Origin of the sequence: Achromobacter agilis, assembly GCF_900496965.1 — a bacterium.
Taxonomy (GTDB): Bacteria; Pseudomonadota; Gammaproteobacteria; order Burkholderiales; family Burkholderiaceae_B; genus Achromobacter; species Achromobacter agilis.
Map to the genome: position 1 here is coordinate 178,263 of NZ_UFQB01000007.1, position 15,788 is coordinate 194,050.

General features: G+C 65.8%; 14 protein-coding genes and 1 pseudogene. 5 read left to right on the forward strand and 10 right to left on the reverse strand.

The features are described from left to right. Nucleotides 1-17: 17 nt before the first annotated feature. From AGI3411_RS11215 to AGI3411_RS11225, 3 genes are read right to left on the reverse strand one after another with little or no spacing between them, the layout of a single operon-like run. Nucleotides 18-998 (reverse strand): Bug family tripartite tricarboxylate transporter substrate binding protein, encoded by a 981-nt coding sequence (locus tag AGI3411_RS11215; RefSeq protein WP_129527446.1) that lies wholly within the window; start codon nucleotides 996-998, stop codon nucleotides 18-20. 27 nt (nucleotides 999-1,025) lie between these two features. Further along, entirely contained in the window at nucleotides 1,026-1,835 is an 810-nt protein-coding gene (locus AGI3411_RS11220; RefSeq protein ID WP_129527447.1) for an SDR family NAD(P)-dependent oxidoreductase, read from the reverse strand. Between the two features lie 20 nt (nucleotides 1,836-1,855). After that, a complete protein-coding gene (locus AGI3411_RS11225; RefSeq protein WP_129527448.1) occupies nucleotides 1,856-3,424 on the reverse strand; it encodes an AMP-binding protein in 1,569 nt (522 codons plus the stop codon). A 208-nt stretch (nucleotides 3,425-3,632) separates the two neighbouring features. On the opposite strand from AGI3411_RS11225, the gene AGI3411_RS11230 reads away from it, so the two are divergent. After that, nucleotides 3,633-4,667, forward strand: coding sequence for a LacI family DNA-binding transcriptional regulator (locus AGI3411_RS11230; protein ID WP_129527449.1), 1,035 nt, complete (start codon nucleotides 3,633-3,635; stop codon nucleotides 4,665-4,667). Here AGI3411_RS11230 and AGI3411_RS11235 read toward each other — a convergent pair. The 6 genes and pseudogenes from AGI3411_RS11235 to modA form a co-directional block, all read right to left on the reverse strand. Then, nucleotides 4,648-5,622, reverse strand: coding sequence for a quinone oxidoreductase family protein (locus AGI3411_RS11235; RefSeq protein WP_129527450.1), 975 nt, complete (start codon nucleotides 5,620-5,622; stop codon nucleotides 4,648-4,650). The genes AGI3411_RS11230 and AGI3411_RS11235 overlap by 20 nt on opposite strands. An 11-nt stretch (nucleotides 5,623-5,633) precedes the next feature. Beyond that, nucleotides 5,634-6,641, reverse strand: a complete 1,008-nt coding sequence (locus AGI3411_RS11240; protein ID WP_244240321.1) for a Bug family tripartite tricarboxylate transporter substrate binding protein — start codon at nucleotides 6,639-6,641, stop codon at nucleotides 5,634-5,636. A 45-nt stretch (nucleotides 6,642-6,686) separates the two neighbouring features. After that, nucleotides 6,687-7,497: pseudogene (locus AGI3411_RS11245) on the reverse strand (SDR family NAD(P)-dependent oxidoreductase). Nucleotides 7,498-7,528: 31 nt separating this feature from the next. Beyond that, the gene (locus tag AGI3411_RS11250) at nucleotides 7,529-8,542 is read right to left on the reverse strand and encodes a cyclase family protein (protein WP_129527451.1); all 1,014 of its coding nucleotides are present in this window, start codon (nucleotides 8,540-8,542) and stop codon (nucleotides 7,529-7,531) included. Between the two features lie 24 nt (nucleotides 8,543-8,566). After that, nucleotides 8,567-9,514: a Bug family tripartite tricarboxylate transporter substrate binding protein gene (locus AGI3411_RS11255; RefSeq protein ID WP_165359148.1), complete on the reverse strand. Its 948-nt coding sequence runs from the start codon at nucleotides 9,512-9,514 to the stop codon at nucleotides 8,567-8,569. Nucleotides 9,515-9,902: 388 nt separating this feature from the next. Further along, the gene (gene modA / locus AGI3411_RS11260) at nucleotides 9,903-10,679 is read right to left on the reverse strand and encodes a molybdate ABC transporter substrate-binding protein (RefSeq protein ID WP_129527453.1); all 777 of its coding nucleotides are present in this window, start codon (nucleotides 10,677-10,679) and stop codon (nucleotides 9,903-9,905) included. A 160-nt stretch (nucleotides 10,680-10,839) separates the two neighbouring features. Between modA and AGI3411_RS11265 the strand changes: the two genes are divergently transcribed. Continuing rightward, nucleotides 10,840-11,376 carry a GNAT family N-acetyltransferase gene (locus AGI3411_RS11265; RefSeq protein WP_129527454.1) on the forward strand — a complete coding sequence of 179 codons (537 nt, stop codon included), beginning with the start codon at nucleotides 10,840-10,842 and terminating at the stop codon, nucleotides 11,374-11,376. 21 nt (nucleotides 11,377-11,397) lie between these two features. Here AGI3411_RS11265 and AGI3411_RS11270 read toward each other — a convergent pair whose 3' ends face one another. Beyond that, on the reverse strand, nucleotides 11,398-11,964 hold the full coding sequence (locus tag AGI3411_RS11270; protein ID WP_129527455.1) for a helix-turn-helix domain-containing protein: 567 nt from the start codon (nucleotides 11,962-11,964) through the stop codon (nucleotides 11,398-11,400). A 215-nt stretch (nucleotides 11,965-12,179) separates the two neighbouring features. Here AGI3411_RS11270 and AGI3411_RS11275 point away from each other — a divergent pair, with 215 nt between their 5' ends. From AGI3411_RS11275 to AGI3411_RS11285, 3 genes are all read left to right on the forward strand, one after another. Then, nucleotides 12,180-13,544, forward strand: coding sequence for an LLM class flavin-dependent oxidoreductase (locus AGI3411_RS11275; RefSeq protein ID WP_129527456.1), 1,365 nt, complete (start codon nucleotides 12,180-12,182; stop codon nucleotides 13,542-13,544). Nucleotides 13,545-13,615: 71 nt separating this feature from the next. After that, complete coding sequence (locus AGI3411_RS11280) at nucleotides 13,616-14,119, forward strand: flavin reductase (protein WP_129527457.1); 504 nt, start codon at nucleotides 13,616-13,618, stop codon at nucleotides 14,117-14,119. A 129-nt stretch (nucleotides 14,120-14,248) separates the two neighbouring features. Then, the gene (locus tag AGI3411_RS11285) at nucleotides 14,249-15,682 is read left to right on the forward strand and encodes an NAD-dependent succinate-semialdehyde dehydrogenase (protein ID WP_129527458.1); all 1,434 of its coding nucleotides are present in this window, start codon (nucleotides 14,249-14,251) and stop codon (nucleotides 15,680-15,682) included. Nucleotides 15,683-15,788: the final 106 nt, after the last annotated feature.

Consider the following 15,788-nt stretch of genomic DNA (forward strand, 5'->3'; position numbering starts at 1 on the left):
AGATTCGGGCGGGCCGCTTATTCCAGGCGCGCGCCCGATTGGCGCACCACGGCTTTCCAACGCGGCACCTCTTCCTCCACGAAGCGCTGGAACTGCTGGTCGGACAAGCCCATGGGGAAACTGCTGATGGCCGCCATCGCGGCCACGACGTCCGGCGCCTGGGTAATCTGCCCGATCGCGCTGGCCAGCTTGGCGACCACGGCGTCCGGCGTGCCCGCGGGCACGAACACCCCCGACCAGCCCTCCAGCGCCGCATCCGGATAGCCTGCCTCGGCCATGGTGGGTACCGTCGGCATGGCGTCCAGCCGGTTCGAGCCCGCCACCGCCAGCGCGCGCAGCTTGCCCGCCTGGATATGCTGGCTTACCGATTCGGGGTAGCTGAACATGATCTCCACATTGCCCGCCAATACGTCGGACAGCGCCGGCCCCGCCCCCTTGTAGGGCACATGCGTCATGGAGATGCCCGCCGCCGATTGCAGCTTGGCCGCCGCCAGATGGGTCTGCGTGCCCGAGCCGGCCGAAGCGTAGTTCACCGCTCCCGGCCGTTGCTTGGCCGCCTGCACCAGGTCGCCCAGGCTGTGGTACGGCGTGGCGGCATTGGCCACCAGCACGGTCGACTGGCGGAACAGCGAGTGCACCGCGCGCAGGTCCTTGGGCGGATCGATGCGCACGTTGTCGAACAGCGCCAGATTGGCGGCCTGCGTTCCGTGGGTGCCATACAGCAGCGTATAGCCGTCCGGCTTGGCATGCGCCACGGCCTCGGCGCCGATCATGCCGCTGGCGCCGGGCCGGTTCTCGACCACGACGGGCTGCCCCAGGATGTCGGCCAGTTTGCGCGCCAGCAGGCGCGACTGATTGTCGGATATGCCGGCCGCCGCGAACGGCACCACCAGCGTGAGGCTGTGGCTGGGGTAGTCTTGCGCGCGGGCTTGCGACCCCATCAGCAAGGCGCACGCGGCCGCGGCGGCCGCCATCAGTTTCCTGTTCCAGTTCTTCATGCTTTCCTCCGGTGCGATTGCGCGGGCTTATTGATAGGAATGCCGTCCGGCGGTGGTGCCCGCATCCACCGGCAGAACCACGCCCGTCATCCAGCGCGCCTCGTCGCTCGCCAGATAGCGGATGGCGTGCCCGACATCCCAGCCATTGCCCTCGGTGCGCAGCAGCGAACGCTTGCGGCGGATCTCGCGCTTTTCGTCCGACATGCCGCGCGCATACACCATGGGCGTGTGGACCATGCCCGGAGCCACGCAGTTGACGCGTATTCCCTCTTCCCCGTGATGCGCGGCCATGGCGCGGGTCATATTGACCACCGCGCCCTTCGACGTGGGATAGAGCAGGCTGGGATGGCCGCCCATCAGGCCCGCCACCGACGCCACGTTCACGATGGCGCCGCGCCCCTGCTCGCGCATGGCCGGAATGCAATGGCGCGCCATCAGCACCATCGACGTGACATTGATCCGCAGGGCCCGGTCCCATTCCTCCAGGTCCAGATCGACTGCGTTGCCGGCCGGGCCGCCCACGCCCACGTTATTGACCAGGATGTCGAGCCGGCCCCAGCGCTGCCGGACCTCGCGCACAGCTTGGGCGCATTGCGCATCGACGCTCACGTCGCAGGGCAGGATCAGCGCCTCGCCGCCTTCGTCCTCGATCATGCGCCGCGTCACCTCCGCCCATTCCTCGACGGCGTCGATCAACGCCACGCGCGCGCCGTCGCGCGCCAGCAGGATGGCGGCGGCCCGGCCGTTGCCGATGCCGTCGGCGCGCGAACCCGCGCCCGTCACGATGGCCACCCGGCCTTCCAGCGACCGCCCGGCGGCCTGGATTTCCATGCTCATAGTCTTCCCCTGTATTTCCATTAATTGATCTTGCGCTTGCGGTCGCCCCAATAGCGGGCGCGCAACTGGTTCTTGTCGGGCTTGCCCAGCGTAGTCAGGGGCAGCGCGTCCACGAAATCGATCGACTTCGGCGTGTTGACTGGCCCTTTTGCATTGCGCACTGCCGCCTTCAGGTCGTCTTCGGTGACGGCGCCTCCGGGCCGCAGCACCACCACGGCCTTGACCGCCTCGCCCCATTTATCGTCGGGTACGCCGATCACGGCTGCCGCGGCCACCGTGGGATGCGCCGCCAGCACGTTCTCGACTTCCTTCGGATAGACGTTGAAGCCGCCCGAAATAATCATGTCCTTCTTGCGGTCGACGAGGAAGTAATAGCCGTGGGGGTCGCGATAGGCCATGTCGCCGGTGTGCAGCCAGCCGTTGCGCAGCACTTCCGCCGTCAGGTCCGGCTGCTTCCAATAGCCCTCCATCACCAAGGGGCTGCGCACGCACAGCTCGCCTATCTCGCCCGGCTCGACCGGTTGGTCCTGGTCGTCCAGCAACTCCACCGTCACGCCCGGATACGGCATGCCCGCCGAGCCCAGCGTATTGACGTCGGTGCGCGCATGGTCTTCCTGGGACAGGAACAGGATGTTGCTGGGACTTTCGGTCTGGCCGTAGCTCTGGACCAGCACGGGCCCGAACACGCGCAGCGCTTCCTCGATGCGCGCGGGAGCCATGGGCGACGCGCCGTACGACAACAGCCGCAGCGACGAAAAATCGGCTCCCTGGCACAGCGGATGGTCCAGGATCGCGTACACCATGGTGGGCACCAGGAAGCTGAAGGAAGCCCGGTGCGCCTGCAGCGCCGCGATGTATTTCTCGGGATCGAACCCCCGCTGCAGGATGATGGTTCCGCCGCGCCACAGCGTGGGCACCAGCATCGCGCCGGCGCCGTGCGAGATGGGCGTGGGGCACAGCAGGCGCAATTCCGCCGGCAGCTGGCGCGCGGCCAGCAGAAGCACCGCCTGCATCCACATCGAGCGGTTGGTCAGCATGACGCCCTTCGGCTTGCCCGTGGTGCCGCCGGTATAGGCGAGGCGGATGACGTCATCGGCCTCGGCCGTGACGCGCAAGGGCGCGGGCTCCTGTTCCTGCGCATACTCCCAGAAGGATGCCTGGCCCGCCACGCCACTGTCGTGCGAATACCAGTGGCGCACGGCGGGGCAATGCTCGCGCAGCGCATCCAGCCGCTCCCGGTAGCCCCCGTCCGCGATGAAGAAGCATGCCTCGGCGTCGCGGACGATGTACGCGTGGTCATCCAGCCCGCCCATGCCGTGCAGCGTGACCGAGCGCAACCCCATCAGGTAGGCGGCCGCCATCACCACGAATACGTCGCTGCGGTTTCCTGAGAGCTGGGCAACGCCGTCGCCGCGCTTGAGCCCCAACGCCGAGAACGCCGCCATGGCCTGGCCGATGCGACGTCCAAGCTGGCGATAGCTGAGCTGGGACTGCTCGTCGATGAACGCCACGCGGTCCGGATAGCGCGCGATCGCCTGGATGATCAAGTCGCCGATGGTGCCTCCGACATGGGCACGGTGTGTAGTCATTGCTGTCCTTGTGTGAGGGCGGTGCGACGGCTAGGCACAAGACCTTTGCATCGTTTCACCATCATGTTTATCTGCTCAACGAATGCGGAGTATATGCTCAAATGAATCGTTTCATCAACAGAACAAGAAATGACTGGACGTCGGGCCTTCGCCAGGCGTGCTCGCGGACGGGCCTGGGTTATACTTTCGCGCTGCAAAAGGGATCTACATGCGGCAAAAAAAAATCAGCATCCGGGACGTCGCGGCCCTGGCTGGCACCTCGGTGGGCAGCGCGTCTCGCGTGATCAACGGCGCCGCCAACGTCACGCCCGAAGTTCGCGCTAAAGTCGAACGCGCCATCGCCGCGCTGCGTTATCGCCCCAATCATGCGGCGCAGGCTTTGCGTTCGCGCAGCAGCAAGACCATCGGCTGCATGTTCTCCGACGTCACCAACCCTCTCTATGCGCGCGCGTTCCGGGCGCTCGAGGCCCGCTTCTTCAACGCCGGCTACATGCTGCTGCTGGCTAACGGGCTCAATGACCCGAAGCGCGAAGTCAGCATCCTGAACACTTTCCAGCTGCGCGGCATGGACGGCGTGATCATCGCGCCGGGCAACGAGCGCGATCCCGACGTGCTGGATGCGGTGCAGAACCTGACCATGCCTGCGGTGATCTACGACCGCGACATGGACGTCAAGGCGGACGCCGTCCTGTACGACCACGCCAAAGGCATTGCCGATACGGTCCGTCATCTGATTTCCCTTGGCCATACCCGGATCGCTCTCGTGCTGTGGCAGGCCCGCAGCCGCCCCGTGCGCAGGCGCATCGAAGGCTACAAGGCGGCGTTCAAGGCGGCGCACCTGCCCGTTCCCGACCTGCTGATCCAGGGGCCCTCCCCCACCAGTTCGGCCTACGACGCCATCACCGACCTGCTGGGCCGGCCCGATGCGCCCACAGCCATCATTGCGCAGGGCACGCAAACCCTGAGCAGCACGTTGCGGGCCATCGCGACGATGGGCAAGCGGGTGCCCGAAGACATCTCCGTGGTCGGCATCGGGGATTCCGACTTCGCCGAGGACTACGCGCCCCCGTTGACCGTGCTGCGCACACCGGTGGAATCGGTGGCCGACTGCGCTTCGGCGATGCTGCTGGAACGCATCCAGGCCCGCAGCGGCGAAGCGCAATCCGAGCCCCGCACCAGCGTTTTTCCCTATGCGCTGATCGAGCGCCAATCCTGCGGCCCCGTCAAGCGACGCGCAGGATGATCTTGCCGAAGTGGCCATTGGCGCACATATAGGCCAGGGCCTGCGCGCCTTGCTCCAACGTGAACTCGCGATCCACCGGCAGGCTCAGCTTCCCATCCTTCAAGGGGCCGCTCAGGTCGCGCAGCATGCTCGCGGTGATCCGCCTGACTTCCTCGCGGGTGCGGGTGCGGAACGTGACGCCGCTGTAGCGCACCCGCCGCAAGGCATGCAGATCGAAATCGAAGCTGCCCGCCCGGCCCGCCAGCCGGCCCACGTTCACGATATGCCCTTCGATGGCGGTAGCCGCCAGGGTTTCGTTGATGCTCGGCCCCGACAGCATGTCCACCACCAGGTCCGCTCCCCTGCCGGCCGTGGCATCCAGCACCTGCCCGGACCAGCCGGAGACGGAAGGATCGACGACCAGGTCCATGCCCAGCCCGGCCAGGCGCTGGCGCTTTTCCGCATTGGTCGAACTGCCTCCCACCCAGCCCGCCTTCAGACAGCGCGCGATCCGCAGCGCCATCAGGCCCACGGCGCTCGACGCGCCATGGATCAACAGCGACGCGCCCGCCCGCAGGCCTCCGTGGGTCACCAGCGCGTCGTGCATGGTCTGCAGCGCGATGGGCAAGGTGGCGGCCTGCGCGGGTTCCAGTCCGTCCGGCATGGGCAGCACGCGCCCCCAGTCTGCGACCGCATAGTCCGCAAAGGCCCCGCGCCCCGAACCCATGACGCGCTGTCCGACGCGGACATGGCCCGGCACCTCGGCTCCCACCGCGTCCACGACCCCGGCCCACTCCAGGCCCAGGATGGCGCCCGGCCCTCCGGCGTCCCCGTGGCGGCGGCCTTCGGCCATGTAGAGGTCGGCGCGGTTGAGGGCGCAGGCCTGCACCCGCAGCCGGACTTCCGCCGGCCCCGGCCGCGGCACCGGCGCCCGGGCCAGCACAGGTCCGTCCGCCCCAAGGACGAGCGCACGCATCATCGTGGCCACTATTGCGCCTTCGCGCCCGACTTCTTGACGATGTCGCCCCAGCGGTCGATCTCGCTGTCGACGAAGGCCTTGAACTGGTCAACGCCCATCAGGTCGATCTGGATGCCGGCCTCATCGAAGCGCTCACGCACCGAATCGCTTGCCAGCGCCTGATTGATGACGGCGTTGAGCTTTTCCACGATAGGCCGCGGCGTGCCGGCGGGCGCGAAGATGCCGCTCCAGCTGGTGACCTCGTAGCCTGGGACGCCGGCCTCCATCAGCGTGGGCACGTCCGGCAGCACGGAGGCGCGGTTGCGGCTGGTCACGCCCAGGGCGCGCACCTTGCCGGCCTGGATGTGCGGCAGGGAAACGTTCAGGTTGTCGAACATGAGCTGGATGTGCCCGGCCAGCAGGTCGTTCATGGCCGGGCCGCCGCCGCGATACGGCACGTGGGTGAAGCGGGTGCCCGTCAGCACCTGGAACAGTTCGCCCGACATGTGGATGCTGCTGCCCGCGCCGGATGATCCCATCATCAGCTTGCCCGGATTCGCCTTCGCCCACGCGATCAGTTCCTGCACCGTTTTGGCGGGCACCGAAGGGTTCACCACCAGCACGTTCGTGCCTGCCGTCATGCGCGCAATGGGCTCGAAATCCTTGCGCGCGTCGAAAGCCGGATTCTCGTACAGCGTCGGATTGATTCCGTGCGTTCCGATCGTTCCCTGCAGCAGGGTGTAGCCGTCGGGCGGCGAACCCGCCACGTGCGCGGCGCCGATGTTGCCGCCGGCGCCGCCGCGATTCTCCACGACGACGGGCTGGCCGAGGATCTTCGACATGGCTTCCGCCAGGATTCGGCCCGTCGTATCCGTGGAGCCGCCAGGCGGGAAGGGAATTACGTATCGGATGGGTCGCTCCGGATAGGCGGCGGCCGCCAGACCGGGCACGGCGGCCACGGCGCTTGCGGCCATGCCTAGCGCCAGCATGCGCTTCATGCCCAGCACGGCCAGGCGCAAGAAAAAGCGAGGGTTCATCGTTGTCTCCTGGTGTTGTTATGTATGAGTGCGGCGTGCGCCGCCCTATTTGCGCAAGACGATGCCGGCCGACATGCCTCCGTCCACCGGCAATTCAACAGCGTTGATATAGCTGGCCTCGTCGGACAACAGGAACCGGATCGCGGCCGCCACTTCTTCCGCGGTTCCCTGCCGTCCGAAAGGCATGGGCTGCGCCAGCCGGTCCGGCCTGGCCTGGGTGGCCGCCCGGCCCATGGGCGTGTCGATCAGGCCCAGCACCACGGTGTTGGCCCGTATGCCCGCCGGCTGGCCTTCCAGCGCCACCGCCCGGCATACGGCCGACAGCGCCGCTTTCGACGTTTCGTAGGCGGGGTTGCGCCCGCCCGGACGGCGCGATGCGGTGGATGATACGAATACGATGGAGCCCCCCCGGCGCCATTCTGGGCAATGCATATTTGGCGCAGAACACATGCGCCCGGGTATTGACGTTCAGCACCGCGTCCCAGTTCTCGGGGGTCAGTCCCGACAGCGGCGTGCGGTGGCTGACGCCCACGTTCAGGACCAGGCCGTCCAATCCGCCAAGGGCCTCGGCCGCCCGGTCGATCATGCCCTCGATCTGCGCCACGTCCGACACGTCGGCCTGCAAGGCCATCGCCTGCCCGCCAAGCTCGGAGATATCGCCCACGGTGCGCTCCGCGGCCTCGAGGTCGCGGTCGGCGCAAGCCACGCGCGCGCCGGCGCGCGCCAGCGCCAGGCACGCGGCATTGCCATTCGCCGCAGGCTGGCGCGCGCCGGACGAGCGCCCCGCCCCCACCACCAGGATGCGGCGGCCCTCCAGGCACGATGCGGCGGCTTCGGATTTCTGTACTAGGCTCATGATGGACTCTTGATGGAAGGAGCGCGGCGGCTCAAAGCGTGGCCACCGGAGTGACGGGAGATCCCACTGCGCCGGGCAGGCGCAGCGGCGGCGCGGTCAGCAGGAATTTCGAGCGTCCTTGCGCGGCCAGGGCGTGCGCCAGCTCGGACAGGTGCCAAAGCTCGCCCAAGGGGATCCCGTACTGGAACAGGCACAACTGATGCAGGGGCAAGCGCGCGCAGGGCTCCGCAGCCGGCCGGCCCGGTATGCCTTCGACCGCGTAGTTGTCGGCGCAGAGCGCGGCAATCCCGCTATCGACGATCCAGCGCCGCAGGCGCTCATCGCGCCCATCCAGCACGGCGCAGCTGCTATCGAGCACCGCCGCGTCGGGCGCGCCGCCCATGGCCACGATCTTGTCGGCGAACCCCGTGTACAGGCACAGCATGTCGCCGGACTGGATATCGCCGCCGGCGGCATCCACGGCGCGCATCAGCAGCTCATAGCCCACATACTGGCGCACGTCGCCGCACAGCGCATGCAGGTCCAGTAGCACGCCGCGCGATTGGATGGCTTTTTCCGCCATGGTCTGGATACCCAGGCGATGCGCGCCCGGCGGCGCCCCGTCTTCGGGACCGACAACGTCGACGCCGGCGCGAAAGCCGTTGTAGTACACCGCCACGGGTTCGCCATTTCCCTCCACGTCGAACCGGTGCCCCACGTGGGCGAAGCTGTCCCACTGGGTGGAGTACTGCGTGTGCAGGGTTACCGCGTCATCGCAGACAACGTCCGTATGCGCGTGGCCGTCAGGGTCGACGGGCAGGTTGTAGACGGGACGCCCATCCCGCCGCGTCGGCGCCAGCACCGGCGGATGGCGGCGCGGATTCAGCACATTGCCGCCCGGCAGGTTCAGCGGCAGGCTCAGGCAGATGCTGCGCCCCTCCCACACTTCGCGCACTCCCCGCAGGACCGCCTCGGGCGTGATCAGGTTCAGCCGGCCCAGTTCGTCGTCCGGCCCGAAGTCGCCCCAGTTCGATTCCGAGGGCCGTACTTTCCAGCGTGGGTTCATTTTCTATCGTTCCTTGCCATCACATCACAATTGCACGTGCGCGGATTGCACGATGCCCTGCCAGCGCCCGGCCTCGGCCGCGACGAATGCAGGAAATGACCGCGCATCGAGCTTGCCCAGCAATTCAGTGCCGTTCTGCGCGGCGCGCGCCTGCACGGCCGGGTCCGCCAGGACGCGGCCGCAGGCACCGGACAATGTCTCCACCGCTTCGGCCGGGGTGCCGCGCGGCGCGAACAATCCCGACCACACCGACGACTGCGCCCCGGCGTATCCGGCCTCGGCGATGGTGGGAACTCCCGGCAGGCTCGGCAAGGGCCGCAGCCCCGTCGTCACGAGCGCGCGCAGTTTCCCCGCGCCGATCAGCGGCAAGCTGGTAATGGGGTAATCGAACATCACGTCCACCGTGCCGGCCATCAGATCGTTCATCGCCAGGCCGGCGCCCTTGTAGGGAACGTGCAGCAACCGGATGCCAGCCACCTGTTGCAGCAGCTCCGCCACCAGGTGCTGGGCCGTGCCCACGCCGGCCGAGGCATACGTCAACTGGCCCGGCCGCTTGCGGGCCTGGACCAGGAACTCGTCGAACGTGGCGAACGGCGTCGCCGCGCCGGTGACCAGCACGTTGAAGTCGGCGAACAGGCCATGCACGGGCACGAAGTCCCGTAGCGGGTCATAGGGAAAATCCTTGTACAGATACCGGTTCGCGGCGTGCGTGCCATTGGTGCCGAACATCAGGCTGTATCCATCGGGCGCCGCGCGCGTAGCCACGCCAAGGGCGATGTTGCCGCCGGCGCCTGGCCGGTTGTCCACGACAAAAGGCTGCCCAAGCGCGGCCGCCAGTTTTTCAGCCACCAGGCGTGCATTGCTGTCGGCAATTCCGCCGGCGGCGAAAGGCACATACAGCGTCAGCGCCCGCGAAGGGTAGGCCGCGGCGCGGCTGGCGCCGGACAGGCCCATGGCCGCCATGCCCAGCATGCCAGTCAGAAATCCGCGGCGCCCCGGCACGGCTCCGCCGGATAAGCCTCTCGCCATTTGAACCGATTCATTATTTGAATAAAAAAGCACCGCGCCTCCCCATATTGCCATTGAATTCCCTATGAATTAATGGCCGTCTTCATAATTTTTGCCAACTCTAGCACACAATGAAACGGTTCACCAATAACAAATAGGGCATATATTTCCAGCTTCGGTAAGGGCGAGGCCGGGACGGCCAGCATTGCAATGGCCGGGATGCGAGGTGAGGAGACGGGCTACGCGCGGATGCGTGCCAATGGGGGAGGAATCAGGCAGCGGCAGGCCCTGAAGGGCCTTGGTTTCCCATGAACGGGCTACGCTTGCCGGTGCGTTGCGCACCGTGGGGATTTCAGAGCGCGCCAGCGATCACTTCGTGTTTATAGCCATAGCCAAGCAGGATCGAACCGGCCTTGGAACCCTTGAGATAAAACTGGAACGAGCGCGCCGTCGGGTTGTTCCGGCCTTCATCGAGAATGACGGTCTGCTGCCTGATGGGATCGTAGAGCGATTGCGGGATCAGCCAGGCCGATCCCCGCAAGAGCCTGCCGTTGGCGTATACCTGCGACAAGGTCACGATGCCCAGGCTTGGAGCGTCGGAAGCAACGAACTGCCGGGACTCGGCGATGTCGTGGCGTTCGACCAGCTTGGCCGAGATCTCGCGGGCGATGCCGAGGTTGTCGAGCACCTGCTTCGCCGGCTGGCCATACACAAGCGCCGGGCTCACGACTGACAGCCGATCGAATTTCTTGCGGGTCAGGACCTTACCCTGAGGGTCGACGTAACCCTCCTCCGGAGACCACAGCACCAGCGAATTCCTCGCGTAGGTAAAACGCGTGCCGGCCACGACCAGATTGCGGTCCTCCAGCTCCTTCAAAGCCGCCGTGTTATTGGGCAGCAATAGATCGTACCGGGCGCCATCGATGATTTGCCGCAGCAGTTCGCTGGTGTTGCCCACCGTAAGGATCACCTTGTTACCGGTATCCTTTTCAAAGCTTTGGGCGATGGCGCGCAGCGGTTCGGCAAGCAAGGTCGCGACGGCGACTCGCACTTCCCCGGCCAGGGCATTAGGACTGAAACTGGCTCCGAAAAGAGGTGCTGCGGCAAACAGGAGGTGCAGGAATTTCATGGCAACGCTTAGGAACAACCGCGGGCGCGGTCCGACATCGGGGATAGATACCACGTCGTGAAGGCTGGTAACAAGGCTATATTTCCATACGTTTCAAAGATGGCGCACAATAGTCATCCCTTATAGGATTCGATTGTTTTCTATAGTAGACAGACAGAACATGCCTCAGCCCACGTTCAAATTTGCCGATTGCCGCGCTGAACAGCATTCGACCGCGATCCTCGATATCTTGAACGAAGCGATCCTGAACTCGACGGCGCTCTATGACTACCGCCAACGCGAGCCGGCCGCGATGGTGGCCTGGTTCCAGGCGAAAACGGCGGGCGGCTTCCCGGTGATCGGGGCCTTCACGGACGACGGCACGCTAGCCGGCTTTGCCAGCTGGGGCACATTCCGCGCTTTCCCCGCCTTCAAGTACACCGTGGAGCACAGCGTCTACGTCCATAAGGACTACCGCGGCTGCGGGCTTGGCAGGTCGCTCCTGTCCGCCCTTATCGCCCGGGCGCGCGAATCAAGCGTCCACGTCCTCATCGGCTGCATCGACGCAACGAACGCGGGCAGTATCGCGCTGCACGAGAAGCTCGGTTTCAAACACGTCGGGACCATGCCGGAAGTCGGCTTCAAGTTCGGCCGGTGGCTGGACGCGAGCTTTTATCAGCTCCGCCTCGAAGGCCCGGCCCAACCCGTGGACGGCTGAACCCGATACGCTGCGACGGCCCTAGCGGCGGATCAGCGCCACCACGTAGACGCAGGGCACGTCCGTCGCATTATGGAATGCGCATGCGGCCGGCAGGCCAAGCTGCAGGCAGTCCCCATGTTCCAGGACATGCGTGGTTTCCCCTTCGTGGAACGTCAGGGTTCCCTCGAGAACCCAGATCTGCTGGTGCTGGAAGACAAAGGCGCTGGCCGGGTATTCGACCCGCACGCCGGCGGGCAGGGTCACTTGCACCATCTCAAGCATCGTCCCGTTGCGGGGCGACACCACCCGGCGCTCATAGCCGGTTTCCGGGTCTACCCATACCGATTGCGAATCCGCCTTGCTCAGGCGTTCGCCAGTCCGCTCGGCCAGGGCCAGGAGCATGGACAGCTGAAGCCCGAACGCGCCGGACAGCTTGCCCAGGATCGTCGCGGTGGGGCTGGCTTCGCAGCGTTCGATCTTGCTGATCATCGCCTTGGACACGCCGGACTTGTCGGCCAGGTCACCCAACGACCAGCCCCTGGCCTCGCGCTCGATGCGAAGCCGCGTGGCGATGGCAATGGAAGGATCAGGAAGTGGGCTGTTCATGGTGGCGGTAAGCGCTACTGGTTCTGTTCGTCATTGTATCGGCCCGCGTCATGCCTGCCGGCCATGCCGGTTTCGTAGCACACATCGGACTTCCGGGTTTGTCCCTAGATGGAAGATCTTTGATAGTGATCAATCGTTCACTATAATTGACACCACAGCCAGACCGGCGATTCGGGCTTGCCCGGAACTCACCAAGTACAGCTTCGGAAACTGATATGTCACGTGAAATTCGCTTCAATGCCTTCGACATGAATTGTGTCGGCCACATCCAACAGGGCCTGTGGACACACCCGCGTGACCAATCGACGCGGCACGGAGAACTGCAGTACTGGGTAGATTACGCCAAACGGCTCGAAGCAGGCCTCTTCGACGGGATCTTCTTCGCCGACGTGGTCGGTGTCTACGATGTGTTCGGCGGAAACGCCGACGCCGCCCTGCGCAGCGCCGCGCAGGTTCCCGTGAACGATCCGACGCTGCTCATCCCCGCCATGGCGGCCGTGACGAAGCATCTTGGCTTCGGCGTTACCTCCAACCTTACGTATGAGCAGCCGTTCCTGTTCGCGCGCCGCATGTCGACGCTGGACCACCTGACCGGGGGCCGGGTCGGCTGGAACATCGTCACCGGCTATCTCGACAGCGCGGCCCGCGCCATCGGCATCGACGGCCAGATCGCCCACGACGACCGCTACGACCTGGCGGACGAATACATGTCGCTGGTCTACAAACTCTGGGAAGGCAGCTGGGACGACGATGCCGTCCTGGTTGACCGCGAGCGCGGGATCTATGCCGATCCGGCCAAGATCCGGACGATCCATCACTCGGGGCCGCAATACAAGGTAGACGCCATGCATCTTTGCGCGCCCTCTCCGCAGCGCACGCCGGTGCTGTATCAGGCGGGCTCCTCCTCCCGCGGCCGCAAGTTCGCGGCCACGCACGCCGAATGCGTCTTCGTCAATGGGCAGAAGAAGGAAGGCGTCAAAGAAATCGTCAGCGACATCCGCGCCCAGGCGGTGCAGCTCGGCCGGCGGGCGGATGACGTCAAGGTCTTCCTGGGCGCCACCCTGATCATCGGCCGCACGGAAGCCGAGGCCCAGGAAAAATTCGCGGAGTACCGAAAGTACGTCAGCACCGAAGGCGCCCTTGCCCATGCGGCGGCGTCGCTCGGAATCGACTTTGCAAAGTACGACATCGACGAACCCATCGATACCGGCAAGAGCCAGGCGATCGTCTCGAACGTGGAAGCCATGACGCGCGCCAGCGGCCCGCAATGGACGCGCCGAAAACTGCTGGAACAAATGGTTCTCGGCAGCCGGCAAACGCCTTGGGTCGGTTCCGTCGATCAGATCGCCGAGCAGTTGATCGGCTGGAGCGAAGAAGCCGACGTCGATGGTTTCAATTTATCGCGCACAGTGGTTCCCGAATGCTTCGATGAGGTCATCGAGCACCTGATTCCGCAATTGCAGGAACGTGGCGTCTACAAGGCCTCGTACAACGATGGCTGCTATCGCGAAAAGCTGTTTGGCCACGCCCGCCTCCCGGCCTCGCATCCCGCGGCCAGCTATCGCAGCAACGGTAAATAAGCCGTAGTCGCGCCGGGGCTTGCGGCGTCTCCCGGCCCGCATGCCCGGCAGGATAACGAGAAGGTGCCACCATGATTGACAAATCGAGCTACCGAGAAGCCATGTCGGGCCTGGGCGCGGCGGTCAACGTCATTACCAGCGAAGGTAAGGCGGGGCTTGCCGGCTGCACGGTTTCCGCGGTCTGCTCCGTGACGGACGATCCTCCTACCCTGCTCGTCTGCATCAACAGGGCAAGCAAGAACAACGCCGTAATCCGCGAGAACGGCAATCTGTGCGTGAATGTGCTGGCCGGCGACCAAAGCCACATCGCCATGCAGTTCGCCTCCAAGAGCGTGCCCATGGAATCGCGTTTTGCTGCGGCCACCTGGGATCGCCTGGAAACCGGCGCGCCGGCGCTTGTCGATGGCGTCGCCGCCCTGGACTGCGAAGTGATGTCCATGAACGAAGTCGGGACGCACACCGTCTTCTATTGCGCAATCAAGGCGATCCGCAGCACCGTCGGCCGCGAAGGCCTGGTGTATTTCGGCCGCGACTTCCACCGCCTGCCGCAGGCGCCGCAACCCGCCCACGCCTGACCTCCGCCGTCCCCCCTCCCGGGGCGGGCGCGGCAAGCCCCTCTTTCCTTCGTCCGGCGGCTGACGATGGCCGGGGCTTGCCCGGCGGCAGCCGCATCGAAGAACGAAATCAGAATTTTGGACACCAGAATGCACGCTTACCCAGAAATCCAGATGTTTATCGGCGGCCAATGGCGCCAAGTCGCCGGCGACCCGGTCACCAATCCCTCCGACGGCACGGTCATCGGCTCGGTCCCCAGGGCCGGCGCGCAGGATCTCGACGACGCCATCCAAGCGGCCGCCCAAGGGTTCCGCGCCTGGAGAAAGACCGCGCCCGCCCTGCGCGCGGAAATCATGCTGCGGGCCATAGCCCTGATCCGCGAACGCGTAGAGGAAATCGCCCACGCCATTTCTCTGGAACAGGGCAAGACCCTCGCCCAGGCCCGGGCCGAGGTGCTCCGCGGCTGCGACCTGATGACTTGGGACGCAAACGAAGGGAAGCGGCTCTACGGCCGCATCGTCCCGGCCGAGCCCGGCATGCGCCATACGGTGATCCGCGAACCCATCGGCGTCATCGCGGCCTTCACGCCCTGGAACTTCCCGATGAGCTCCCCCGCTCGGAAGGTGGGCGGCGCATTGGCCGCGGGCTGCTCGATCATTCTCAAGGCTGCCGAGGAAACGCCGGCCGGCGCCGTGCTGCTCGCAAAGGCGTTCAAGGACGCGGGGCTGCCCGACGGCGTATTGAACGTCGTGTTCGGAGATCCGGCGATGATCTCGGCGCATCTGATCGCGAGCCCGGCGGTACGCGGCATCACGTTCACGGGGTCGACTCCCGTGGGCAAACACCTGGCGGGGCTGGCCGCCCAGCACATGAAACCGGCGATCCTGGAACTGGGCGGCCACGCTCCCGTCGTGATCTGCGAGGATGCGGATCCGGAGAAGGCGGCAATCGCCTGCATCAAGGGCAAGCTCAACAACGCGGGCCAGGTGTGCGTCTCGCCTACCCGCTTCTTCGTCCATGCGGCGGTCTACGACGCCTTCGTCGACGCCATGCAGCGCCATGGAAGCCAGATCAAGGCGGGCAACGCGATGGACGCCGGCAACGACATCGGGCCGGTGGTCAACCGCCGCCGCTTCGACGCCATCGACGCTCTGACGAAAGATGCGCTCGAACGCGGCGCGCGCCTGGTCTGCGGCGGGAACCCGCCTTCCGGCGCGGGGTGCGTCTACCCCTTTACCGTGCTTGCCGACGTTCCCGACAACGCCCGCGCCATGCACGAAGAACCGTTCGGCCCGCTGATCCTCATCGTGCGTGTCACTCACATCGACGAGGCCATCGCGCGCGCGAACGCCTTGCCGTACGGGCTGGCGGGCTACGCCTTCACCACGTCCGCTGCCAATGCGTACAAGCTGGGCGACGAGCTCGAAGTGGGCAACCTGGCGATCAATCACCTGGTGTCGGCGGTATCCGAAACGCCGTTCGGCGGCGTCAAGGAAAGCGGCTACGGCCGCGAGGGCGGCACAGAAGGCCTTGAGTGCTATACGCACGTCAAGAGCATCTCGCATTTGATGGATTGGGCCTGAGCCTCCATCGACGATAAGCGGTGAGCGTCGGCCACGCTCACCGTAACAAGCGCGCGTAGAGATTATCGAGGCGATGACCCATCGCCTTGAGGTCGAACCGCGTCCA

Coding starts and splice junctions, on each gene's coding strand:
- AGI3411_RS11240 (WP_244240321.1), bottom strand. CDS start 6,641: ATGAACCCTCGCTTTTTCTTGCGCCTGGCCGTGCTGGGCATGAAGCGC.
- AGI3411_RS11280 (WP_129527457.1), top strand. CDS start 13,616: ATGATTGACAAATCGAGCTACCGAGAAGCCATGTCGGGCCTGGGCGCG.
- AGI3411_RS11285 (WP_129527458.1), top strand. CDS start 14,249: ATGCACGCTTACCCAGAAATCCAGATGTTTATCGGCGGCCAATGGCGC.
- AGI3411_RS11265 (WP_129527454.1), top strand. CDS start 10,840: ATGCCTCAGCCCACGTTCAAATTTGCCGATTGCCGCGCTGAACAGCAT.
- AGI3411_RS11270 (WP_129527455.1), bottom strand. CDS start 11,964: ATGAACAGCCCACTTCCTGATCCTTCCATTGCCATCGCCACGCGGCTT.
- AGI3411_RS11220 (WP_129527447.1), bottom strand. CDS start 1,835: ATGAGCATGGAAATCCAGGCCGCCGGGCGGTCGCTGGAAGGCCGGGTG.
- AGI3411_RS11250 (WP_129527451.1), bottom strand. CDS start 8,542: ATGAACCCACGCTGGAAAGTACGGCCCTCGGAATCGAACTGGGGCGAC.
- modA (WP_129527453.1), bottom strand. CDS start 10,679: ATGAAATTCCTGCACCTCCTGTTTGCCGCAGCACCTCTTTTCGGAGCC.
- AGI3411_RS11215 (WP_129527446.1), bottom strand. CDS start 998: ATGAAGAACTGGAACAGGAAACTGATGGCGGCCGCCGCGGCCGCGTGC.
- AGI3411_RS11255 (WP_165359148.1), bottom strand. CDS start 9,514: ATGCTGGGCATGGCGGCCATGGGCCTGTCCGGCGCCAGCCGCGCCGCG.
- AGI3411_RS11235 (WP_129527450.1), bottom strand. CDS start 5,622: ATGCGTGCGCTCGTCCTTGGGGCGGACGGACCTGTGCTGGCCCGGGCG.
- AGI3411_RS11230 (WP_129527449.1), top strand. CDS start 3,633: ATGCGGCAAAAAAAAATCAGCATCCGGGACGTCGCGGCCCTGGCTGGC.
- AGI3411_RS11225 (WP_129527448.1), bottom strand. CDS start 3,424: ATGACTACACACCGTGCCCATGTCGGAGGCACCATCGGCGACTTGATC.
- AGI3411_RS11275 (WP_129527456.1), top strand. CDS start 12,180: ATGTCACGTGAAATTCGCTTCAATGCCTTCGACATGAATTGTGTCGGC.